Raw genomic sequence first — 22,747 nt, 5'->3', positions numbered from 1 at the left:
ATAAGACTGTGCTATCGCCGGCACTTTATTAGCTACCGGCATTTTATTAGCAAAAGGAATTCTCATGAAATTGGCTTTATTTTCTTTGTTGTTCGTCATCTGCTCCCCCGTCGCACTCGCGACACAGGTTAACACCGCCTATGGTGTGCTATCCGGCGAGAAAAATGAGCACACTAACATTGTCACATTTAAGGACGTTCCTTTTGCCGCGCCACCTGTAGGTGAGCTTCGTTGGCAACCTCCTCAGCCGGTAAAGGCATGGCAAGGTGTGCGTGAAGCGACAGCGTTTGCGCCAAGAGCAATGCAAAATCCCATATACAGTGATATGCAATTTCGCTCAAACGACACTAGCGAAGACAGCTTATATCTAAATATATGGACGCCAAACACAGCGGAAAAGGCGAAATTGCCCGTATTATTATACTTTCACGGCGGTGGTTTTATTGCAGGCAGCGCAGATGAAAAGCGTTACGACGGTACTTCAATGGCCCAAAACGATATTGTGGTGGTCACTGCCAATTATCGCCTTGGTGTATTTGGCTTTTTTGCACATAAGGGATTATCTACACAAACAGACTATCAAGGTTCGGGTAATTACGGCTTGATGGACCAACAAGCCGCTTTGAAATGGGTTGCTGAGAATATTCAGCAGTTTGGTGGTGATCCTAAGCGTATTACGATTGCTGGGGAGTCAGCGGGCTCTATTTCGGTTTCAGCCTTGATGGTAGCGCCTTCGGCTAAGTCTTATATTGCTGGTGCCATTGGTGAGAGCGGTTCAGTCATCGGCCCTCCGCTTGACCCTTTAAGCCTTGAAGATGCCGAACGATACGGTGATAAAGTCACCGCGGCTGCACTGAAAAACACCCCAGGGCAAAGCCTGTCTCTTCCTGAAGAACGTATGACGGCGCTTCGAGAGATGCCTGCGCAAACTCTGCTTGATAAAGTAACCAAGGGCGGCTTCATTTATTTTAAGCCTAATGTAGATGGTAGGTTCTTTCCCGAGTCACCCGCTACTTTGTATGCTAAAGGTCAACAGGCAAAGGTGCCCTTACTACTTGGTGATAATTCCCAAGAGGGTAACTATCAACAGATCATGATGGATGGTGAACCCACGGTTGAGCATTATGTGGATAAGATAAAGCGTCTTTACCCTGATTACACTAAAGAGGTACTTTCGCTGTATCCCGGACAAAACAGCGAGCAAGTAAAAGCCTCGGCCCAGGCTTTGGCCAGTGATCGCTTTATGGGGATTGCGACCTATAACTGGGCTTATCAACACGACAAAACGAGCTCAGCACCAAGCTACTATTATTTTTACGACCATGTGCGTCCTGCCATGGTGGGGGCGAAAAAAGTTCCGCCAGCCAATAAAGCTCGAGGCGCTGTGCATTCCGCTGAAATCGAATATGCGTTAGGGAATTTAGACGTTAACCCCTTGTATCATTGGCAGGAAGCAGATTATCAGGTGTCCAATATGATGCAGCAATATTTTGTCCAGTTTATTAAAACAGGTTCACCTAATAGCTCCCCTGAAAACACGCGTGATTTACCTATTTGGCCACAGTTTTCGCAGCACAAACGTATGGTTTTAAAGGCGGAACCTGAAGTTGAAGACATCCGATATCTGCAAGAGCGACATGCATTTCACCGTCGTTATTATCAAACTTGCGATAACATTGATAAAGCGCAAAGTGAAAAAGACGGTCTTGATAACATCATTGAAAAGAAAAGTGCTGAGCATTAACCAAGCTGATGAGCTTGATTTCCTTAATCCATGATGCGCTTTGTGATGATTCTGCTGTTGGGTACAAACAGCCATTACAAAGTAGCGCACAACCACGAGTTTAAATGTGAGCAACCAATTTAAAAAAGAATACATAGTGGTGGCACAAAACGCATCAGGGCGAAATATGAATGTTCCCCTGTACCGGTTTATTGGCGAGAAACCTGGCCCGAAAGTCTATATTCAAAGTTCTATACACGGCGCTGAAGTTCAAGGCAACGTGGTTATTTACCACCTTATTCAACGACTGAAACAAATGCCTATTTGCGGTGAAGTCATATTGGTACCGAATTGTAATCCTGTCGGCACCAATATTAAGGCGGGAGAATACACGCTGGGGCGCTTCGATCCGGTTAACGGCACTAACTGGAATCGAGGTTACTTTTATGACGAAAGCTTGATTCAAGCGTTTGCTCAAAGCGTGCAAGACGATGAATCTATCCCGCAAATCAAGCAGCGCTTTCGCCAGCAAATTAAGGATATTTTGGCTGAGAAATTAGAAGAGTCTTGGGGGATAGGGCTTGCCCAACGTCTAAACTTGAAGCTACAACAACTCGCCTTTGACGCAGATTTTGTGCTTGATTTACACAATGGGCCAGTGTCGACACGGCACATTTATGTGCCCGAATATGCGCAAAGCTCGGCAAGCCTATTTAATATTCCTCATGTTATTTTGATCCCTAACAAATTCGCAGGGGCTTTAGATGAAGCCACGTTTTGCCCGTGGTGGACATTGCAAACTCTGCTCAGTGATAAGCGCCACAAACCGATCGAGTTCGGCGTTGAGGCGTTCACACTGGAGATGGGCAGCCAGGAAGTTATTAGTTTTACTGACGGGGAATACGATGCCAATAGTATTTTGTCTTACCTCAATGCAAAAGGCTGTCTAGTAAAAAGTGATGTTTACCCGCAAACCATGCGCAGAGTTGCTACATACTTGAAAAACTATAAGGTGTTGTATACCCAACAGGGCGGCATGGTCGAGTATTTAGCTAAGCCAGGTGAATTGATAAAGCAAGGCCAGCCTTTAGCGAAATTACTTAATGTGGATGAACTCGATACCCCTAATGCAACGGAATTGATCTTGGCACAGTGCGACCTTATTCCTATCTTGCATTTCCCGTCGGCTTCTATTTTAAGTGGTACCCAGCTATACAAATGTTTTACCCACTACTTTGAATTATAGCGAGCGCTGTAGCGGGTATTTCAGGTTAAAACTCGGGTATTTCAGGTTAGAACTTAGGTAGCTTTTGAGAGCTTCTATGTTCATACACAAGTGCGCTTTCAACGTGATTTACTTCAGGTCTAGCGGTTAGTTGATTGAACACGAAGTCGCGTAAATGGCTGGAATCAGATACCGTGACATGCAATAAAAAGTCAATGCTGCCGCCCATATGAAACACACTTAGCACCTCAGGTTGCGGCAGCAAATCAGCAACAAAATCATCCACTGCCAAACGGTTGTGATCAGATAATCGAATAGAAATCATCGCTTGAATATGACCGCCTAACGCATTCAAATCGACTTGTAGCGAGGCGCCCTGGATGATGTTGTCGGCTTGTAAGCGTTTGATGCGCTCCAAACATGATGAAGGCGCTAACCCAACCCGTTTGGCTATTTCTTTATTGGTAGTGCGGGCATCTTCGAATAAAGAGGCAATGATATCTAAATCAATACTGTCCAAAGCACGGCTGTTTTTTTTAGGCGTCATAATGTGACTCACTCACCATTGAAAGGGGCAATAGGCCAGGAAAGGGTACGGTTGCCAGCGAGAACCTACTAATTTTTTTGTCTCCCAGCTGACTACACAGACAGCTGGGCAACGGGCGTACAATTAGTTCATTGCCAACATGATGCGCTTGCTGTTGCTGAGTAATTCAAGCTGTTCTTTGGCAACTAACTCGAATGCGCTGCGCTCTTTTTTGTCGATAGGCAAAGCTTTTGGCAAGGATACGGTTCTTGGGTTGCGGTGCACGCCATCAACTAAAAATTCATAGTGTAGATGCGGGCCAGAGGCTAACCCTGTAGAGCCAACGGTACCAATTATATCGCCTTGCTTGACCGTTTGACCGACTTTTACTTTGCGCTTAGTAAAGTGTAAATATTTGGTCACGTACTTTTCGCCATGCTGAATAAACACGTGGTTACCGTTGTATTTGTCATAAGATGAACGAATAACTTTACCGTCACCTGCCGCCATAACCGGAGTGCCGCGATTCGCTGCGTAATCAACGCCGCGGTGTGCTTTCCAACGTTTTTGTACTGGGTGAAAGCGACGTTTTGTAAAACTAGAACTGATGTATTTGAAACTCACTGGTGCGCGTAAAAAACTCTTGCGCATGCTTCGCCCTTCGGGGGTATAGTAATTCCCGTCAGAGTAACGGATCGCGGTGAAGGTGTTCCCACCGTTGGTGAATTCTGCTGAAACGATGTCGCCATATTCAACAAATTCGCCATCAATATATTTTTCTTCGAAAACCACGTTAAAATTATCACCTTGGCGTATTTCTAACGCAAAATCGATATCCCAACCAAAAATTGCAGCTAAGCTCATAATTTGGCTTTCTGATAAATGGGCTTTTACACCTGCATTCCAAAAACTACTGTTAATCTCGCCTTGGGCGTAATTTAAACGGGTATCAACGGTTTTTTTATCTACGCTGGATACAAGTTTTCCCGCTTCGTTTGGCTTGATAAGCAAAGTTTCAGTATTTGAATATGCGTATTCAAGCCCTGCAAATTCGCCATGCTCATCTAACTGCAATGACACTAGCTGGCCGGGGCGTATTTTAAGGAGCTTTTTGGCCAAATCACCAGCGCTACTGACATTGTAAGTATCACGGGCTGATAAGCCGGCACGGGCGAATATTTTAGCTAAAGTGTCACCTCGTTTAACTTGAAAAGTCTTCCATTCAAGTTCGTCGCTTAGTTCACTTTGATTATCCGTAGACAAATGTTCTGTGCTGATAGGCAGCTCGTAACGTTTGCCTATCTCGAGGAGCGCGGCTTCGGTATTGCGCGATGCGCTGGCGCGATCCGATGGGAACAAGGCTAGAATAAGTACAATAGACGCGAGGGAAATAACCGCCCATTTATGTGCTTTAGGTAATTGTGAAAAGGCTTTTTGTACCACAGGAAAATTCAACTCATACAACTTTGAAGGGTGCAGAATATAATGATTAAGGTGTATTTTCTAGGGGGAGGTCGTTTTTTATACATTTTTAGTATTGTAAGAATGTAAGAATCCTTTGATTAATCCTTATACGGCCTTTCAATACCAAGCGCTGCAACGTAAAATGTCGGATTAAAATTTCTAGAGTTAACACATTAGTAAGGGTTTAAAATGGCAGATTGGCAAAGCGCATTTGCTGAGCTTCAGCGCGGTGCTGAAGAAATATTGTTAGAAGAAGAGCTGATTGCCAAGTTAAAAGAAGGCAAACCGTTAAAAATAAAAGCTGGCTTTGATCCTACCGCTCCAGACTTGCATCTTGGGCATACCGTACTTATCAATAAACTTCGGGCTTTTCAAAAGCTTGGACATGAAGTTATTTTCCTGATCGGTGACTTCACCGGCATGATTGGCGATCCCACTGGTAAAAATGTTACTCGTAAGCCATTGACCCGTGAAGATGTATTGGCCAACGCCGAAACGTATAAAGAGCAAGTATTTAAAATACTAGACCCTAGTAAGACGACCATACGTTTTAACTCAGAGTGGATGGAAGAGTTAGGCGCATCAGGCATGATCAAGCTAGCATCCAGCCAAACCGTTGCCCGTATGCTTGAGCGTGATGACTTTAAAAAACGTTACGCAAATGGCCAGCCCATTGCCATTCACGAATTTTTGTATCCGCTGGTACAAGGTTGGGATTCTGTCGCCCTTAAATCAGATGTTGAATTAGGGGGGACCGACCAACGTTTCAATTTATTGATGGGACGTGAATTGCAAAAAGGCCAGGGACAACGCCCGCAAACGGTATTGATGACACCTCTGCTTGAAGGGTTAGACGGTGTGCAAAAAATGTCTAAATCACTGGGTAATTATATTGGTATCACAGATTCACCCAGCGACATGTTTGGTAAAATCATGTCAATTTCTGATGATTTGATGTGGCGTTATTACGACTTGCTTAGCTTTAAAGCGATTGAAGAGATTGCTCAGTACAAAGAGCAAGTCGCGGCGGGAACGAACCCCAGAGACATCAAAATTGCGCTAGCGAAGGAAATTATTGCCCGTTTTCATGATGAGGCCGCTGCTGATGCTGCGCATCACGAATTTGTTCAGCGTTTCCAGAAAAATGCCATTCCAGATGAAATGCCAGAATTCACGTTTGAAGCAGGTGAAGAAGGCATGGCTGTGGCGAACTTGCTAAAAGAAGCGGGGTTAGTTGCATCAACCTCTGAAGCAATGCGCATGGTTAAACAAGGTGCTGTGAAAATGGACGGTGAAAAGGTTGCGGATCAAAAAACGACTTTTCGTTCCTTAGAGCAGGCTGTCTTCCAAGTGGGTAAGCGTAAGTTTGCTAGAGTAACACTAGGCTAAATACTGCAAAAGTGTGGCTTGTTCTGACTCAGAATAAGCCGCATTGTGTTAGGTTTTTTCCCGGGATGACTTGCGTTTCTTCCGATCTAAATTGAAGTGACTTAAGTGTAAGTCCAGCGCTTCTACCGAAATATTAATCTCTCTAACTGATAATCCCAGTGAATACAGCAACAAGACTAAACTGCCCGCAAAAATAGTGCTGCCCACCGTTTGATACTCTGCGTAAATCGCTAACATAGATAAGACACACAAGAAAAAGCTGAAGGCGCCAAACTCTTGCATGCGTTTTATCAATTGAATACGTGTGCGTAAGTTATTAATTTGGGCGTGTGTGTTCTCTTGATCCTGCGTAGGGTCAAGGTTTCGAATGGTACTGGCTAAGGTTAAGAAACGGTTGGTGTAGGCCAATAATAATAAAGAGATTGCTGGAAAGAGCATTGCTGGGGTAGTTAGGGTAATCGTCATATTGAAACAGTATTCTTGCCATATGAATAATCTGGCATTATGCCACAAGTTAGCATTTCGGCTAACAGAGGTTATCCTACTAATCTGACGTTTTTCTTGCTGCGCTTAGCAAGCTCTTTGCTAAGTTGCTCCATGGCTAAGGGCACACTCGAAAATATACGTTCGCTTAGTGGCAACGTGATACCTGCTTTATGGCGAATGGACTTGAGCTGTGAAATACCCACCGCCGACATCAAACAATAAGCATCAGCGACACAATTGTTTTGCAGGCTCCTACTGTATGCTTGAAATAAATGGGCCTCAGCTTGAGGAGTGGCGGCTTCGTGCAATAGCGCATTGCCAAGGTAAGCCCATGGTTCGCCTTGAAAACTATGAATTATGTTAGTCAGAGTGGCAACATATCGCTGGGCAATTAAATCACAACATGCACCATTTAACGTGCAAATGACTATGTTGCCAGAAACGTCAAAGGAATAACTGCCAGAAGCGGTAGAGAATGAAAATTTGGGGGCCATATACAACTCAGATTATGTCAGCTCAAGATGCTTATTCAAGAGACTTATTTAAGATACTTATTAGTCAGTGCGGTTTGCTGTAAACACGCTGTACGCGCTGAATGTACCAATTATGTAGAGCAAATAATATACCACGTTGGAGTACATAGTTATACGTAGATGTGAAGATTTATACTCTTTTGACGTGTAATACCAATCCGCATTAATAAGTGCCCGCCTCAGAATGCGTCCAGCGGTTTTTGATTAAGGCGTCGCTATGTAGTAATGGTTGTTCCCTTTCAAATAGTGAGAACGCAGAGCAAAAGCCGCTGGGGCATTCCTTGTAGGCGAGTTTTAAAAGGGCTTACACTGCGTTGCATGACTTCGAAAGAGAACAACTATTCATTCAGTCATGCGCCTTGTTTAAGCCCTTTTAAACTCTCGCTGAGTCATCACTTATTAACGTGGAATGGTATAACGAAACACTTTTCTAACTAGTCGAAGCGGCCTTTAGAGACTAAGACGATAGATAGCAACCCCAACGCACAAGCTGACAACCCAAAATGCAAATTTAGCGATGGAAATATTGTTCAGTGTTCGTTTGATATCCAGCAAGCCCACTTGGCGTTTTCCCCCGCACTTGATCGAACGTTTTTTCTCCCCCTCGTAGATTGCAGGCCCACTTAGTTCGATACCCATTGCACCGCCGTGTAGCGCGAGCAAGGTTTGATGTGTAGAGCTTGAGCGAGGTAATTCGCCCTGTGCTTTGAGGGCGCTTGGGACGCTGCCCAACAGAATATACAAATATGACGTTAAACGCAGAGGTAGCCACTGCACTATCATCAAAAGCATGGCACAAGGTTGCCCAAAGTAGCTGAAACGGTCACGTTTAGTATTCCAACAATGCGAAAACTCATAGACTAAGCGAAAACATAAGGCGGCAACTGGGCCGAACAACAGGAAGGTTAGGGCGGTGCAAAGGTATTGCTGATGAAAGCGCAGCAAGGTGCTTTCGATCGTTGCTTTTACGATCCCAACCTCAGAGAGTAAGTCTGTTTCCCTTAGCACTATGGGGTTTAGCATTTGCCGGGCTAAGGTTTTTTTGCCCAGTGCCAATGCCGAATTCACTTTGTTCGCCCGCGCCAATACCCCTTGATACTGCAACGAGATGAGGAGTAATAAACCGTCGAAAAAGACAGGAAACTCGGCCATGGTGATAAAAATAGCCAGTATGATTGCCACTGGGCTAATGAGCACCAGAGGCGCTAACGTACCCGATATCCGCTGTTGAAGAACGGCTCTGTCTGCTGAAGGATGCACCTTATCAGCCATTCTTGTCGCCACCAGTTTGGCGAAACTAAGCGGGTGATAGTGCTCGGGCCAATTCATTAGCATTTCAACTAGCATGACCACGCCCAGCAGCCAAATAGGCTGAAGTGCTGGTGAGTACAATAACGCGTCGATATAGCTCGCCAAGGTGACCGTTACTTAGATGCCTGTTGCAAGACAGTGATCATATTCATAACGAGCAGGGCAGAGTGTTTTGCTGCTTGCTCCAAGTAGGTTTGAAACGACACGGTTGAAGCTTTGCCTGCAATATCCGATAACGAACGAATGACCAGGAAAGGAACATTCAATAAGTGACAGGTTTGTCCTATGGCTACACCTTCCATTTCTGCTGCAGCAATGGCTGGAAAATCAGCGAGCAGTTTAGCCGCAGCTTCGTCACTTCCAATAAAGGCATCACCAGTACAAATAAGACCACGCTTGGTTTTAACTTCACCTAAGGTTGATGCGGCTTTTTCAGCTGCCTCGATAAGCGTAGCATCGCACACGTAAGTCTCTGGCATTCCAGCGCATTGACCTAGTGCGTAGCCAAAGTGAGTTAAATCAGCATCGTGATGCACAACTTCGTTGGCTATTACTACGTCGCCAATGCTCAATGCCTGATCAAAGCCACCGGCTGAACCGGTATTAACCACATAATCAGGGGAAAATTTGTCGACTATTATGGTGGTGGCAACTGCAGCAGCCACTTTGCCTATGCCACATTTTACCAGTACTACATCCATGCCATTCAATTGACCGCTGTAGAGCGTTAAATGAGCATGTTGATGCTCAGCAAGCCCAGTAATTGATTGTTTAAGAAGGGTAATCTCTTCATCCATGGCACCTAAAATGGCAATTTTCATATGTATTTGGATCTCATTTGAATTATGCGTGCAGTTTATTACGGATAACACAAAGATGAAACTGCGTGTCGCCAGATCATCGACAAGTCTAGGGTGTTATAAAGCCTTGCTAGGTGCCAGAAAAAGAATTAAAAAAGCGCCATCAGTAGATGATGGCGCAAAACGAGACGACGCGTTGGGAGTTGTCGCTCGTATATGATTGCGCAGCAAACACATTCATTAAAAAGCGTACTTAGCGGAAAATTGCAGTCGGCTCAAGTCGCCATCAATGTCAGACTCTAACGTTTTCTGAGCATAGGCATATTCAGCGCCGAAGGTGAGTTCAGGGGCGGGGGAATAAAGAAGGTTGGCTCGCGCGCTGTAGGTTTGTTTGATAACACCTAAACCGGTTAAATCCGTGTCGTTGTCAGCGCTAAGCATGGCGTAGCTGAAGGTACTGCGCCACTGGGGGGCCCAGAAATGGCGATAGGCAAGCGTAAAACCGCGCACGTCTATGCTTTCTAGCTCGTTATTGGCATTGAGCACTGCACTGTTGACGGCATTTAAACCAATATAGCGTCCTAGGCCTCTACCGATATTGGCCATGACACGTAAATCGTCTTCGCCAAAGTTAATTTTACTGGTGATGCTCAGCCCATAACTGATTTCGTCGCTATCAATGTTATTGCCATCTTGTTTATCTACATACGCTAATTGACGCACAAGACCCGCGATAGCAACATGCCCCCATGGTTGATTTAGGGTGTAGCGGGCGGCTAAATCTGGCACTGAGTTGTCATCAGCCACAATTCGACCGCTTCCCCCAAAGGGGGTTACTGTGGTTTCGGGGTTTTCCAGTGCAACTTCGAACGCACCTGAGGTGTATCTGATCATCGTTTGGCGAGCGAATATCGTACCGTCGGTCACACCAATAAAATCCACTGATTCGGGTAAGGTTTTAACATCTTGAAACGTTGACCAAGTTTGCCCAATCAGCCAATTGTTATATTTTAAAAATGCATGTCTTATTCTTGGCTCGTAGGAATTACTGATACGTTCATTGCCATCGGGCGTGGTATGAAAATCGAATTCAAGCACGCCTGTTATTGTTTGTTCGTTACTGAGCAATGTATTGGTCGTAAAGCGAAAACGCGATTGTTTGATATGTGCATCAAATTGAGCACTTTCTTTTTCTCCTCCCGTAGGCGTCAAGCTTGGTATATAAAAGTCTCGCCCAATACTGCCTGAGGCTAATGTTCCGTCGCTATACTGACTCACCATGGCATCCGCCTTAACATAACCACTAAAACTGAACGTTGTCTTGTCCAATGGGTTTGCTTGGAGATTGAAGTGGGTGGCCAATGCTACGCTTGCTAGCCCAGTGAGTGCGTATCGAATGAATGTCTGAGTATGTGCCATGATGATTTCCATTGTGATGGTTCAAAACGGCAATTACTGTGGCGTAGGACTTGAAAGCTCGCCATAAGCTCATGGTCTATAAGACCTGAGTCTTACGCGCATAAAACACATTTTTTTGCGCGTAAGTAACGAGACTCTATGTTTAGCAAAGTCTTGGTTTATCTAGGCGGCAAACAGGGAGATTGTTAAATAGTTTCGAGGCTTGTAGTATTTTGTTTGGCTATTTGTAAGTAGGGGATAAGACCAAGGTCTCATTCCGGTTTACGTTCTTACGAGTACAGTGCTCAATATTCTCATTTGTGTTTTCAGTTTTGGAGTCATTATGTCGCAACAAATTTATCCTGTTCCAGCACGCGCTAAAGAGCAAAGCCACCTTACACCACAAGACTATGCACGCATGTATGCACAGTCAGTGGAAGATCCCGAAACGTTTTGGGCAGAGCAAGCGAAGTCCCTAGATTGGGTAACTGCACCGACTAAAATTAAAAACACCTCATTTGACGCCCATAATGTCAGCATTAAGTGGTTCGAAGATGGTGAGTTAAACGTGACGTACAATTGCATTGACCGTCACCTAGCAACACGCGGACATGTAACGGCGTTCATCTGGGAAGGCGATGACCCGCATTCTCATGACATTATCACTTACCACCGCTTGCACGATGAAGTCGCTAAAATAGCCAACGGCTTACGCAAACTAGGTGTTGGCAAAGGTGATCGTGTAGCGATTTATATGCCGATGATCCCTCAAGCTGTTTACGCCATGTTAGCCTGCGCCAGAATTGGCGCAGTGCACACAGTGATATTTGGTGGCTTTTCACCTAATGCAATTGCCGATCGGGTGAACAATTGCCAGGCAAAAGTGTTGATGACCGCTGATGAAGGATTAAGAGCAGGCAAGCAAATCCCCTTAAAAGCGAATGTTGATAGTGCATTGGCTGAACACGATTGCCCGAGTATGGAGCATGTCGTGGTGTATAAACATACTGGCAATGATGTCGACTGGGGTAAAAACGATGTTTGCTGGGATGAGCTCACAGCACAGTGCAGCACTGATTGCCCGCCAGAGGTAATGAACGCTGAAGACCCGCTCTTTATTTTGTATACCTCTGGCTCAACAGGTCAACCGAAAGGGGTTGTGCATACTACAGGTGGCTACCTGCTATGGGCGTCAATCACCCACAAATACGTATTTGATTACAAGCCGGGGGATATTTACTGGTGTGCAGCGGATGTTGGTTGGGTCACAGGACATAGTTATATCGTTTATGGGCCCCTTGCCAATGGCGCAACGAGCGTTATGTTTGAAGGCGTGCCAACTTACCCAGACGTGCGCCGCATTGGGCAAATAGTTGATAAGCATAAGGTCAATATTTTGTATACCGCGCCTACCGCTATTCGAGCATTAATGGCCCACGGAGATTTCCCAGTCGAAGGAATAAGCGGCGAATCTTTGCGTTTGCTAGGATCTGTTGGGGAGCCGATTAATCCTGAAGCGTGGCATTGGTATTACACCACAGTTGGTCAGTCTCGTTGTCCGGTTGTGGATACATGGTGGCAAACGGAAACTGGTGGCGCGATGATAACGCCATTGCCTAGTGTTACGGCAATGAAGCCAGGCGCAGCTAGTCATCCGTTTTTTGGTGTACAACCCGCCCTTGTTGACGGACAAGGCAATGAATTACACGGTGCCACTGACGGAAACTTGATTATTACTGACAGCTGGCCGGGACAAGCGCGCACCGTTTATGGTGATCATGAGCGCTTTGTACAAACCTACTTTACCACCTACCCAGGCACCTACTGCACCGGTGATGGCGCGCGCCGTGATGAAGATGATTATTTCTGGATCACAGGCCGTGTAGATGACGTACTGAATGTTTCTGGTCATCGCTTAGGCACAGCTGAAATTGAAAGCGCGTTAGTGTCTCATCACGCTGTTGCAGAGGCAGCGGTGGTGGGTTATCCCCATGACCTTAAAGGCCAGGGTATTTATGTTTATATCATGCCCAATGAAGGTGTTGAGGTAAACGAAGAGCTGACTAAAGAGGTGTCTAATTGGGTACGTAAAGAACTTAGTCCAATTGCTACGCCTGATTTGATACAATGGTCGTCTGGTTTACCTAAGACTCGCTCAGGTAAGATTATGCGTCGTATCTTACGTAAGATCGCCGCAAATGAATATGAGCAACTCGGTGATACATCAACGCTAGCTGATCCCGGTGTAGTAGACACATTGATTGAGCAGCGCTTGAATCGCTAAATGGAGACACACTTGGAAATAAGTGTGAAAATGGCTTCAATATGATAACGCTACTGGTTGCTGATGATCACCCTTTGTACCGCGATGCTTTACGCGGTGCTTTAACTCTGTCTTTTAGTGATTTGTCACTATTAGAAGCGGCTGATTTAATGCAAACCGTAGCCTTATTAGAAGAACATAAAGACATTGACTTGCTGCTGCTCGACTTGCATATGCCGGGCAGCGGTGACTTATTTGGCTTAATCCATATCCGTAAACTTTTCCCAGAGTTACCCGTGGCAGTGGTATCCGGTTTGGAAGAACCAACCATTATCACCAAAGTGATTAATTTAGGGGCCTTGGGTTTTGTCCCCAAAACCACAGGCGCAGCGCAGATAGCCCAAGCCGTGACCAGCATGCTTGAAGGCGATATTTGGTTGCCACAAGGATATGCCAGTGACGAAGTGGAGTTAGACAACGAATTTGCTGAGCTCGCTGACAAAGTCGCTAGCTTAACGCCTGCTCAATATAAGGTATTGTGCTACATGCGTGATGGCTTATTGAATAAGCAAATCGCCTACAACCTTGATATCGCTACCGCCACAGTAAAAGCACATGTGACGGCTATCTTTAAGAAGCTACAAATCAATAACCGCACCCAAGCAGTCCTTATTGCCTCACAGCTTCAGCTTGAGCCGCCTGCAGCGACGCCCGCAACTTAGCCGGTTTTACAGGTTTAGCTAAATATCCACAGCCCTGTTTTTTACAATTTTCTATCAGTTCAGGCTCAATGTTGGCGGTGATCAATATAGCAGGTACATTATTTGGCGTAATATGTGAAATACGCTCGCGCAACTGGTCAATTAATTCAAGCCCATCTATATCGCTGCTTAGCTGAAAATCCATCAGGATCACATCAGGAATAAAATGCCCTAAGGACGCTATAGCGCCTTTTGGGGTTTGTTCACAATGTACAGTGACTTTCCATTTAACCAACAAAGATTGCAGTGCATCTAGGTTTTGACGTTGATCGTCAACACACAAGACTTTTAAGTCATGAAAGCCCACTTTATTGAGCTTGAATGATGGTTTGCTGACAACTGGATCACACGCTGGCAGCAGGATACTGAATCGGCTACCGCGATTTAGTCGAGAACTCACTTGTAGGTTGGCATCTAATATGGCCGCCAAACGTTTTACCACCCCTAAGCCTAGACCTACTCCCTGTTGCTCATTGCCAGAGATACGATAAAAGTCACCGAATATCTTATTCACTTGATCAGGCTCGATGCCAGAGCCCGTGTCAAACACTTCGAATAGTACACCTTGTTCTTTTTGGCGCACAGCAACCAAAACACCCCCCTGCTGGGTGTACTTCAGTGCATTGGAAAGGAAATTCTGCATGATGCGGTAAAGATAAGTACGATCAGTTTTTACCCATACATCAGCAATGTGTGAGCGAAGCTGTAAGCCTTTGTGCTCTGCGGTGAGTTCAAACTCGGTGATAAGAGGTTGCAGCACCTCGGGTACATGGGTTGCGCTATATTCTGCTTTAAGTTCGCCTTGGTCTATTCGCGCAATGTCTAACAGGGTGGCGATCAAGGCTTCGCTGGCGTGAATGCTATTAGATAGCTTACCTAAGGTGTGTCGAGTATCGTCGTTTAAAACCGTTTCTTCTAAAGCACCCAAATAGAGCTTGGCTGCGTTTAGGGGCTGCAAAATGTCGTGACTGGCCAATGCTAAGAAACGAGTTTTACTGGCATTTGCTTGTTCAGCTGCTTTTCTTGCACTGACCAATTGGGTTTCTGCTTGCGCACGGCGTTGTATTTCTAAGCGCAATTCAGCATTAATGGTTTGCACTTCTTGCGCTCGTTTTTGTATCCGGTTTTCTAAGTCGATATTGGCTTCTTTTAGGGCATGCTGGGTTTCAATGTGTTCAGTGACGTCATTAAAGCTGGTAACAAAGCCGCCACCAGGTAAAGGTGTACCGACCATTTCTAAGGTTCTACCATCACTGCGTTGGCGCAAGAAACGATGGCTGGTACCTTTGCGCATATGTTCCAGACGCTTTTGCACTAAATTTTCAACCTCGCCAGCACCGCACTCACCGCGCTGGGCATTGTATCTAACCAAATCTTCTACTGGGCGTCCGACACGAACCATATTTGCCGGATAGCTGAAAAGCGCAAGATAGCTTTTGTTCCATGCAACGAGGTTTAGGTCTCGATCAATAACGCTTATTCCTTGTTCTAGACTTTCTAAGGAGGCAACCAGCGCACTCATATTGAATTGAATCGCTTGGGTAGTGTCATCAAAGAAATTAACGACTTCTTCAAAATTTAACTTTTTGCCGTTAATGGCGCTATCGACTAGGGCTTTTGCAGATGAAGCGCCAATGACTCCCCCTAAAGCTCGTTCACTAAAAAGTACAAATTCTTCAGTGGCAGATTCCCCAGGGTTAAGAATTTGGCCATTACGTTGTTGGTAGTCACTGAGTAGTTGCTTGCAGCGCTTCTCTCCTAGAAAAGTGCTTAGCAAGGTTTGTAAATCGCCAACGCTTGTTTGCGCGAGCAGAATATTATGCTGCTTGCTTTTTTCGTCAGTCGTGGTGACAAATGCTTCCGCTTGAATACGATCGATTAAGCGTACTTCTGCTACATATGAGAACAAGACATAAGCCAATGCGTTAGCCAGCAAACTGTATATAGCGACTGTGTTGATGGTGTCATTTAGGAGTAAATTCTGCCCAGCGTCATTGAACAAGGGCAACATCAGCCATAAAATCCATGAGCCAATACCCACCATTAGCCCTGCATATACGCCTTGCGCATGGCCGCGTTTCCAATATAAACCGCCGACGATAGCGGGCAATAACTGAATGACTAATGAAAACGCAATTAAGCCAATGGAAGCGAGTGTGCGACTGTCGGTCATTTGTTGGTAATAGATATACGCCAGAAACAGAATCGCTGAGATCACTAAGCGTCGGATAAGGAGAATGCGTTTGGTGAAGTTAGGGGGCACACCAGCACCGCGATGTTCAGCTAATAAATTGGGCAGTATAACGTCATTGGTTAGCATGGTGCTTAGCGTTAACGTCGCGACGATGATCATCGCTGTGGCGGCGGACAGCCCCCCGACAAAAACCAGCACTTGGAGCAACATGCTGCCGCTGCCCATGGCCATTCCCAATACGTAGGTATCCGGCTCTTGGTTTGTATAACGAAACATGTCATCACCAGCGGCAGAAATGATCGGGATCAGTATGGCAATGCACAGTAGGTACAAGGGAAATAGCCAGCGAGCGGTTTTTAGGTGGCTCAGCTTAAGGTTGTCTACAATGGCAACATGAAATTGGCGGGGTAAGCAAACCACAGCGCCAGCGGCCATTAACGTTTGCGCGATAAACGAAAATGACCAGATATTGCCAAGGGCATCAGCACTGGCAAACTTATGTAACAATGGCGTGTTGGTGTGTTGTGAATAGGCAAAGTAACCAAAGCTTGCGACGGCGATTAATGCACACAATTTAATGACTGATTCAAAGGATATGGCCAGCATTAATCCGCGACGATATTCAGTTACGTCGGCATGTTGGGTGCCAAAATAAATGGAAAACAGCGCAATAAAGGTCGTTGCCCCAAGCACAATCAATTCTGCGTGAGTCTGCCCTGTGACCATTAGAAATGCCGAGCCAATTGCTTTTAGTTGCAGTGCCACATAGGGAACTATGGCAAGTAACGCAATCAGCGTAACCAGCAGTGCGATAGTTTGGCGTTTGCCATAGCGAGAGGAAATAAAATCCGCGATGGTAGTAATATGTTGTCGTTTACTTACTGCGATGAGTTTACGTAAGAACCGATAACCAAATAAATACAGCAGCATTGGCCCGAGGAATATGGGGAGGTAATCCCAGTTATCGCGGGAAGCCTCGCCTACCGAACCAAAAAACGTCCAGGCGGTACAGTAAATCGCCAGTGCTAGAGAGTAAATTGCTGGATGTGAACTAAAGCGTTTGGCTAGGGCATTGTTGCCATCACCCCATTTCGCTAACCAAAATAATCCCATCAAATAGACAATGGCTAATAATAACCAACCTAACGCCATAACGATTCCTGTTGCACGATGCTGTCTTTATTATGCCTCTTAAGGCACTGATTTACATGGACTGTAGCACAATCACCCTAGTTTATTGCAGCCGTAAGACCATGGTCTCATTCCGTCTTGTTAAACATAAGCTTAAAGTGATTTACATCTTATTAACCTTGGGTGGAAAACAAGATGGCATTTAAGAATGAAGAAGACAAAAAAGCATACTGGCGGGAAAACCTCGCTCTGATGACAAAGCTACTACTGATTTGGTTTGTGGTGTCTTTTGGGTTCGGTATTTTATTGGTCGACTTACTCAATCAAATACAACTATTCGGCTTTAAATTGGGCTTTTGGTTTGCGCAACAAGGCGCAATTTACGTTTTTGTCGCGTTGATATTTATCTACATGTACAAAATGAATCAACTCGATAAACGCTACGGCGTTGACGAAGAATAGGAGCACTAAAATGGATGTTCAATTACTTACGTTTTTAATTGTGGGTGCTTCTTTCGCCTTGTATATCGCCATCGCTGTTTGGGCTCGAGCCGGTTCAACACAGGAATTTTATGTTGCTGGTGGTGGTGTTCACCCCATTGCAAATGGCATGGCAACCGCCGCAGATTGGATGTCAGCTGCGTCGTTTATTTCCATGGCGGGGCTTATTTCCTTTATGGGTTATGACGGCGCGGTTTATTTGCTGGGTTGGACAGGGGGTTACGTGTTACTCGCACTTTGCCTTGCGCCCTACCTACGTAAATTTGGTAAATTCACTGTGCCTGATTTTATCGGTGATCGTTATTACTCTCAGACAGCGCGCACGGTCGCCGTGATTTGCGCCATCTTTGTTTGCTTTACCTATGTGGCGGGGCAAATGCGCGGAGTGGGGGTGGTGTTTAGCCGCTTTCTTGAAGTAGACATAGTCACTGGCGTTGTAATTGGTATGGCGATTGTCTTTTTCTATACCGTATTGGGCGGCATGAAGGGCATCACCTATACCCAGGTTGCTCAGTATTGCGTGTTAATCTTTGCCTACTTGGTGCCTGCGGTGTTTATTTCGATCATGGTGACAGGGCATGTGTTACCGCAAACTGGTTTCGGTGCGAGCTTAGCTGATGGGTCGGGTGTGTATTTGCTCGAAAAGCTCGACGGGTTATCTACACAACTCGGGTTTAACGAGTATACATCCGGCACGAAAGGCACGTTCGACGTATTTTGTATCACAGCAGCGCTAATGGTGGGTACAGCAGGACTGCCTCACGTGATTGTGCGTTTCTTTACGGTGCCGAAAGTACGTGACGCCCGTAAGAGTGCCGGTTGGGCGTTGTTGTTTATCGCTATTTTGTACACCACAGCGCCTTCTATTGCAGCATTTGCTCGAGTGAACATGATAGAAACTATCAATGGGCCGACAGTGAGCGAACAAGCTCCTACAGGCACACCATACAGCGAAGCGCCGAGTTGGATAACCAACTGGGAAAAAACCGGTTTAATCAGTTGGGATGACAAAAACCAAGACGGCAAAATGTTTTATTCGGGTGATGAGCGAAATGAGATGCACGTTGACCGAGACATCATGGTCATGGCGAACCCAGAAATTGCTAACTTACCCGCTTGGGTTATCGCGCTGGTCGCTGCGGGTGGAATTGCTGCCGCTCTGTCTACCTCTGCTGGTTTACTGCTAGTGATTTCTACCTCTGTCTCGCATGACTTACTGAAGCGCAATCTGATGCCCGACATATCTGATAGAAAAGAGCTGTTCTATGCACGCTTAGCAGCGGGGATTGCCATCGTTATCGCAGGCTATTTTGGGGTTAATCCGCCGGGGTTTGTTGCACAGGTGGTGGCGTTTGCGTTCGGCCTAGCGGCCTCGTCATTCTTCCCTGCCATTATTATGGGAATATTCATGAAGCGAATGAACGACAAAGGCGCTATATCAGGCATGCTGGCAGGGATTGGGTTTACTGCTGCCTATATTATTTATTTCAAATTCATTAACCCTGCTGCAAATGTATCACAGAACTGGTGGTTTGGCGTTTCACCTGAGGGGATCGGTGCCATAGGTATGTTGGTTAATTTTGCCGTAGCTTTAGTGGTGTTTAAGATGAGTAAAGAAGCACCGGCAGAGATACAGCAACTGGTGGAAGACATTCGCTATCCAAAAGGAGCGGGAGAGGCTTCTGCACATTAACCGTCCGACACAGTCCTATTGGTTAAACTAACGGAATTGAAATAACCATATAATACTAAAGCGTCCATCGGTTGGGCGCTTTTTTATTTTTTGTCAGTTAACGCATAAAATGGACGGGCACAGTGCTGGTAATTTAAACGTTTTTAGCTAATATTGTCTGCATATCAAACATTTAACGTCTTCGTTAAATTGGCAGGAAAATGGATGGCAGTTTTTAGCGATGTGCAATTTACACCGGAAGTTTCAGTAGATGCATTAACGGACAGCATTGCTAAATTGATGCTCTCAAAGCCAAAAGGGATCATGATCTTGTGCAGTGCACAAGCTGCATCCTGGGGACGCGATTTTAAGCAATGTATCAACGGCCTAGACGTCCCTATATTTGGGGGCGTCTTCCCAGGCCTGATTATTGATTCACGTTTTGAGCCAAGCGGGATCTTAGTCGCGGGTTTCGTGAGTAATATTCAAGTTTCCGTTGTAGAGAATGTATCAACATCCTCGCCTTTTTCGTCAAATCTTATCCCTATGCCAAGCTCGGTCAACTCTGTCATGATATTGACCGATGCCCTCTCAAGACAAATAGATGCCTATCTTCAGCACGTTTTGCGTTTTGTACCAGAAAGTTGCTCTGTATTTGGAGGAGGTGCCGGAACACTAGAGTTTACCCCTCAGCCCTGTCTTTTCTCTGCTGCTGGCGTGCATCAAGATGCCATGATTTTAGTGGAAATGTCGACACGATGGGATTTGGCTGTAGGTCATGGTTGGGAGGTCATGGCAGGTCCGTACTTGGCTAATAGCACAGATGACAACTGTATATTGGAGTTAAATTTTGAACCCGCGGCGCAGCTATACAAGCGGGTAGTTCAAGAGCATAGTGAATTGCATTTCGATGAGCATGACTTCTTTGACATAGCCAAAACGTTTCCTTTTGGTTTAGCAAGGTTGGACGATTCGGTGCTGATTCGTGACCCCCTCAAAGTAGAAGGGACAGGGCTTATTTGTGCAGGCGATGTGCCTGAGAACACCATGCTATACATAATGTGCGGTGACGCTGATAAGTTGATACTCGCTGCAACAGGCGCAGTACGAAAAGCGGTTTCAGCATTCTGTGACACACACCAAGTGAGTGATTGCTTTTTATTTGATTGTGTAAGCAGGCAATTGTTTCTACAGGATGAATTTGCCAAAGAGCTAGATTTAATCGATCGCGAAATAGCCCAACCGTATCGTACCGTAGGGGCGTTGGTGTTAGGGGAAATAGAATTGGATCAAAGCGGTATATTGAGTTTGCACAATAAAACGGCTGTTGCTGCATTAGCGCAAGCCCAGAGTCAGGATGCAACATGAATGACAGTTTATCTCAATGTTTGGAGCCGTGAATGAGTGAGATGAGCCGCACGTTACAGATTATCTCTATTCAGCATGAGCTCGCCATGAGTATTGGGCTTGATCTTAACCTTGATAACATGCTTCAGCTATTCCTCGAGCGCGCTAAAAAACGCTTGAGCTTGCGCAGTGCCGTCGTATTTAAAGAAGCGCCTCGTTCAAAGAATGATTCAGATTTGCTGTGTTACCCTTATGACCACCGTTTAGATGATACAAATGATTGGTTAAGTGAGCAGGTTTACGATTTTATTCAGCGAGAGCTAACAAATATTTGCCGTCAGCGCGGCGATAATTTTTATTATTTTTTTAAGATCCCTAAATTTGGGGCGATTAGCTTTGAGCGCAAGTTTACGCCCATTGATGACATAGTTATTAATGCGTTATTACCTTTGTTTAGACGCTTAGCTGTGAGTTGCCAAGCATGTTTAGAGCATCAGAATTTGGTTGACGAAATTAGCAATCGAAAGGCTGTTGAAGAGCAGCTTAGGATGCAAACCTACCAAGATGTATTGACTGGCTTACCGAATCGAAAAATGCTCAATATCAACCTTCAGAGTCTATTGACCAACGCTGAAGATCACGGTCAATATGGGGCGGTATTTTTTATCGACTTGGATAGATTTAAATTAATAAACGATACGTTAGGCCATTCTGTTGGTGATGAACTGCTTATCAATATCACAAGTAAGTTGAAAGGCTGTGTTCGCCGCGATGATACGCTAGCGCGAGTAGGCGGCGACGAGTTTATTTTACTGCTTAGCGATATAGGCCCGACAGAACAAAGTGCGGTGGCTAAGGCCACAAAAGTGGCGGAAAAAATGCTTGGGATCACCCGAGACAGTATTGAGCTAGCGCACTGTGCAGTGTTTACTAGTTTTAGCATTGGTATCGCTTTGTTCCCCTCTCCAGAATTGAACGTTAAGAAAACGATAGCCGAGCAAGCTAAGCAACTCGTGAAACACGCAGATGTTGCTATGTACAAAATTAAGCATACTAGTCGAAATGGCTATCTGTTTTACCGTCAAGAATTACAAATTATGTCGGCTTTTCGCTCAGAGGTTGAGCAACGTCTTCATGTGGCACTGCGTGAAGACGCCTTTGAGTTGTATTTCCAGCCTATGGTAAATGTGGCGGGAGAGGTGGTCGCCGCTGAGGCTTTGCTGCGCTGGCACGATGCTAAGTTAGGCTGGGTTGGGCCGCAGGATTTTATTCCCGTTGCAGAAGAGTGTGGTTTGATTGTGGACATCGGCCAATGGGTCTTGCGCCAAACGTGTGAATTAATTACTCAACATCTCGATTGGTTCGAGCAAGGGACATTGCGCTATATCAGTATTAATATTAGCCCACGTCAGTTTAGCCAACCTCATTTTGTTGAACAACTGCTGGAAATAATAGAAGAATTTAGCTTCCCTCATTCCTATTTGCGTTTGGAAATAACCGAAGGCGTCGCGATGGAGAATATCACCAGTGCCATCAGTATTATGAAAGCGCTAATTGCCCATGAGTTATTTTTTATGCTGGATGACTTTGGCAGCGGGTATTCCTCACTTTCTTATTTACACCGTTTACCGCTTAAGTCTGTAAAAATAGATCGGAGTTTCGTGTCAAAAATAGACCAAAGTACTGACAACCAAGTTATTGTCGAAGCGATAATTTATATCTCTCAACATTTTTCGTTAGAGTGTGTTGTAGAGGGGTTAGAAACGCCCGAAGAATACGCGTATTTTCATAAAAAGGATGTTGCCGCCATTCAAGGGTTCCACTTTTATAAACCTCTATCAAGGATTGGTTTGGTTAATACGCTTGGGTAGTCAGGCTAACGCCTCGCGGCTAAATGATTTGTAATAGCCCATAAGAATTTTCTTGTTAAACACAATGCGCTTTGTTCAAATTCACCGTCGCGCACTATTTGTCTTTAATGCATTTCATTAGAATACGACTATTCAGGTGAGAAGTGCTCACT

The 22,747-nt window shown here is 45.3% G+C and carries 17 protein-coding genes; 9 read left to right on the top strand and 8 right to left on the bottom strand.

Annotated elements, in window-relative coordinates:
• Nucleotides 1-64 precede the first annotated feature (64 nt).
• Nucleotides 65-1,744 (top strand): carboxylesterase/lipase family protein, encoded by a 1,680-nt coding sequence (locus tag GCHA_RS16575; RefSeq protein ID WP_007990287.1) that lies wholly within the window; start codon nucleotides 65-67, stop codon nucleotides 1,742-1,744.
• A gap of 106 nt (nucleotides 1,745-1,850) precedes the next feature.
• Nucleotides 1,851-2,969 (top strand): succinylglutamate desuccinylase/aspartoacylase family protein, encoded by a 1,119-nt coding sequence (locus GCHA_RS16570; protein ID WP_007990286.1) that lies wholly within the window; start codon nucleotides 1,851-1,853, stop codon nucleotides 2,967-2,969.
• A 46-nt stretch (nucleotides 2,970-3,015) separates the two neighbouring features.
• On the opposite strand, the gene GCHA_RS16565 is transcribed toward GCHA_RS16570, so the two are convergent.
• Nucleotides 3,016-3,495: an Lrp/AsnC family transcriptional regulator gene (locus tag GCHA_RS16565; protein ID WP_007990283.1), complete on the bottom strand. Its 480-nt coding sequence runs from the start codon at nucleotides 3,493-3,495 to the stop codon at nucleotides 3,016-3,018.
• 123 nt (nucleotides 3,496-3,618) lie between these two features.
• Nucleotides 3,619-4,917, bottom strand: coding sequence for a peptidoglycan DD-metalloendopeptidase family protein (locus tag GCHA_RS16560; protein WP_007990282.1), 1,299 nt, complete (start codon nucleotides 4,915-4,917; stop codon nucleotides 3,619-3,621).
• Between the two features lie 210 nt (nucleotides 4,918-5,127).
• Between GCHA_RS16560 and tyrS the strand changes: the two genes are divergently transcribed.
• Nucleotides 5,128-6,327 (top strand): tyrosine--tRNA ligase, encoded by a 1,200-nt coding sequence (gene tyrS / locus GCHA_RS16555; protein ID WP_007990280.1) that lies wholly within the window; start codon nucleotides 5,128-5,130, stop codon nucleotides 6,325-6,327.
• A 48-nt stretch (nucleotides 6,328-6,375) separates the two neighbouring features.
• Here the strand turns inward: tyrS and GCHA_RS16550 are convergent, their stop codons facing one another.
• From GCHA_RS16550 to GCHA_RS16525, 5 genes are all read right to left on the bottom strand, one after another.
• A complete protein-coding gene (locus GCHA_RS16550; RefSeq protein ID WP_007990278.1) occupies nucleotides 6,376-6,792 on the bottom strand; it encodes a DUF2721 domain-containing protein in 417 nt (138 codons plus the stop codon).
• Between the two features lie 71 nt (nucleotides 6,793-6,863).
• Nucleotides 6,864-7,307 carry a hypothetical protein gene (locus tag GCHA_RS16545; RefSeq protein ID WP_007990277.1) on the bottom strand — a complete coding sequence of 148 codons (444 nt, stop codon included), beginning with the start codon at nucleotides 7,305-7,307 and terminating at the stop codon, nucleotides 6,864-6,866.
• 489 nt (nucleotides 7,308-7,796) lie between these two features.
• The gene (locus tag GCHA_RS16540; RefSeq protein ID WP_007990273.1) at nucleotides 7,797-8,762 is read right to left on the bottom strand and encodes a cobalamin biosynthesis protein CobD/CbiB; all 966 of its coding nucleotides are present in this window, start codon (nucleotides 8,760-8,762) and stop codon (nucleotides 7,797-7,799) included.
• Between the two features lie 8 nt (nucleotides 8,763-8,770).
• A complete protein-coding gene (locus GCHA_RS16535; protein ID WP_007990271.1) occupies nucleotides 8,771-9,478 on the bottom strand; it encodes a 5'-methylthioadenosine/adenosylhomocysteine nucleosidase in 708 nt (235 codons plus the stop codon).
• Between the two features lie 219 nt (nucleotides 9,479-9,697).
• Nucleotides 9,698-10,876, bottom strand: coding sequence for a DcaP family trimeric outer membrane transporter (locus GCHA_RS16525; RefSeq protein ID WP_153810719.1), 1,179 nt, complete (start codon nucleotides 10,874-10,876; stop codon nucleotides 9,698-9,700).
• Between the two features lie 322 nt (nucleotides 10,877-11,198).
• On the opposite strand from GCHA_RS16525, the gene acs reads away from it, so the two are divergent.
• Together acs and GCHA_RS16515 are read left to right on the top strand one after the other, a co-directional pair.
• Nucleotides 11,199-13,139: an acetate--CoA ligase gene (acs, locus tag GCHA_RS16520; RefSeq protein ID WP_007990265.1), complete on the top strand. Its 1,941-nt coding sequence runs from the start codon at nucleotides 11,199-11,201 to the stop codon at nucleotides 13,137-13,139.
• Between the two features lie 41 nt (nucleotides 13,140-13,180).
• On the top strand, nucleotides 13,181-13,840 hold the full coding sequence (locus tag GCHA_RS16515; protein WP_013752836.1) for a response regulator transcription factor: 660 nt from the start codon (nucleotides 13,181-13,183) through the stop codon (nucleotides 13,838-13,840).
• Here GCHA_RS16515 and GCHA_RS16510 read toward each other — a convergent pair.
• On the bottom strand, nucleotides 13,788-17,225 hold the full coding sequence (locus tag GCHA_RS16510) for a PAS domain-containing hybrid sensor histidine kinase/response regulator (protein ID WP_007990264.1): 3,438 nt from the start codon (nucleotides 17,223-17,225) through the stop codon (nucleotides 13,788-13,790). The two genes, GCHA_RS16515 and GCHA_RS16510, sit on opposite strands and share 53 nt — an antisense overlap.
• Before the next feature lie 174 nt (nucleotides 17,226-17,399).
• On the opposite strand from GCHA_RS16510, the gene GCHA_RS16505 reads away from it, so the two are divergent.
• The 4 genes from GCHA_RS16505 (at nucleotide 17,400) to GCHA_RS16490 (ending at nucleotide 22,595) form a co-directional block, all read left to right on the top strand.
• On the top strand, nucleotides 17,400-17,666 hold the full coding sequence (locus tag GCHA_RS16505) for a DUF4212 domain-containing protein (RefSeq protein WP_007990262.1): 267 nt from the start codon (nucleotides 17,400-17,402) through the stop codon (nucleotides 17,664-17,666).
• A 10-nt stretch (nucleotides 17,667-17,676) separates the two neighbouring features.
• Nucleotides 17,677-19,398 (top strand): sodium:solute symporter family protein, encoded by a 1,722-nt coding sequence (locus tag GCHA_RS16500; protein ID WP_007990261.1) that lies wholly within the window; start codon nucleotides 17,677-17,679, stop codon nucleotides 19,396-19,398.
• 204 nt (nucleotides 19,399-19,602) lie between these two features.
• A complete protein-coding gene (locus GCHA_RS16495) occupies nucleotides 19,603-20,745 on the top strand; it encodes an FIST signal transduction protein (protein ID WP_007990259.1) in 1,143 nt (380 codons plus the stop codon).
• Nucleotides 20,746-20,777: 32 nt separating this feature from the next.
• A complete protein-coding gene (locus tag GCHA_RS16490) occupies nucleotides 20,778-22,595 on the top strand; it encodes a putative bifunctional diguanylate cyclase/phosphodiesterase (protein ID WP_007990257.1) in 1,818 nt (605 codons plus the stop codon).
• Nucleotides 22,596-22,747: the final 152 nt, after the last annotated feature.

The organism is Paraglaciecola chathamensis S18K6, from assembly GCA_000314955.1.
In the GTDB taxonomy this organism is placed as follows: Bacteria; Pseudomonadota; Gammaproteobacteria; order Enterobacterales; family Alteromonadaceae; genus Paraglaciecola; species Paraglaciecola chathamensis.
This window is presented reverse-complemented; position numbering and strand designations above follow the sequence as displayed.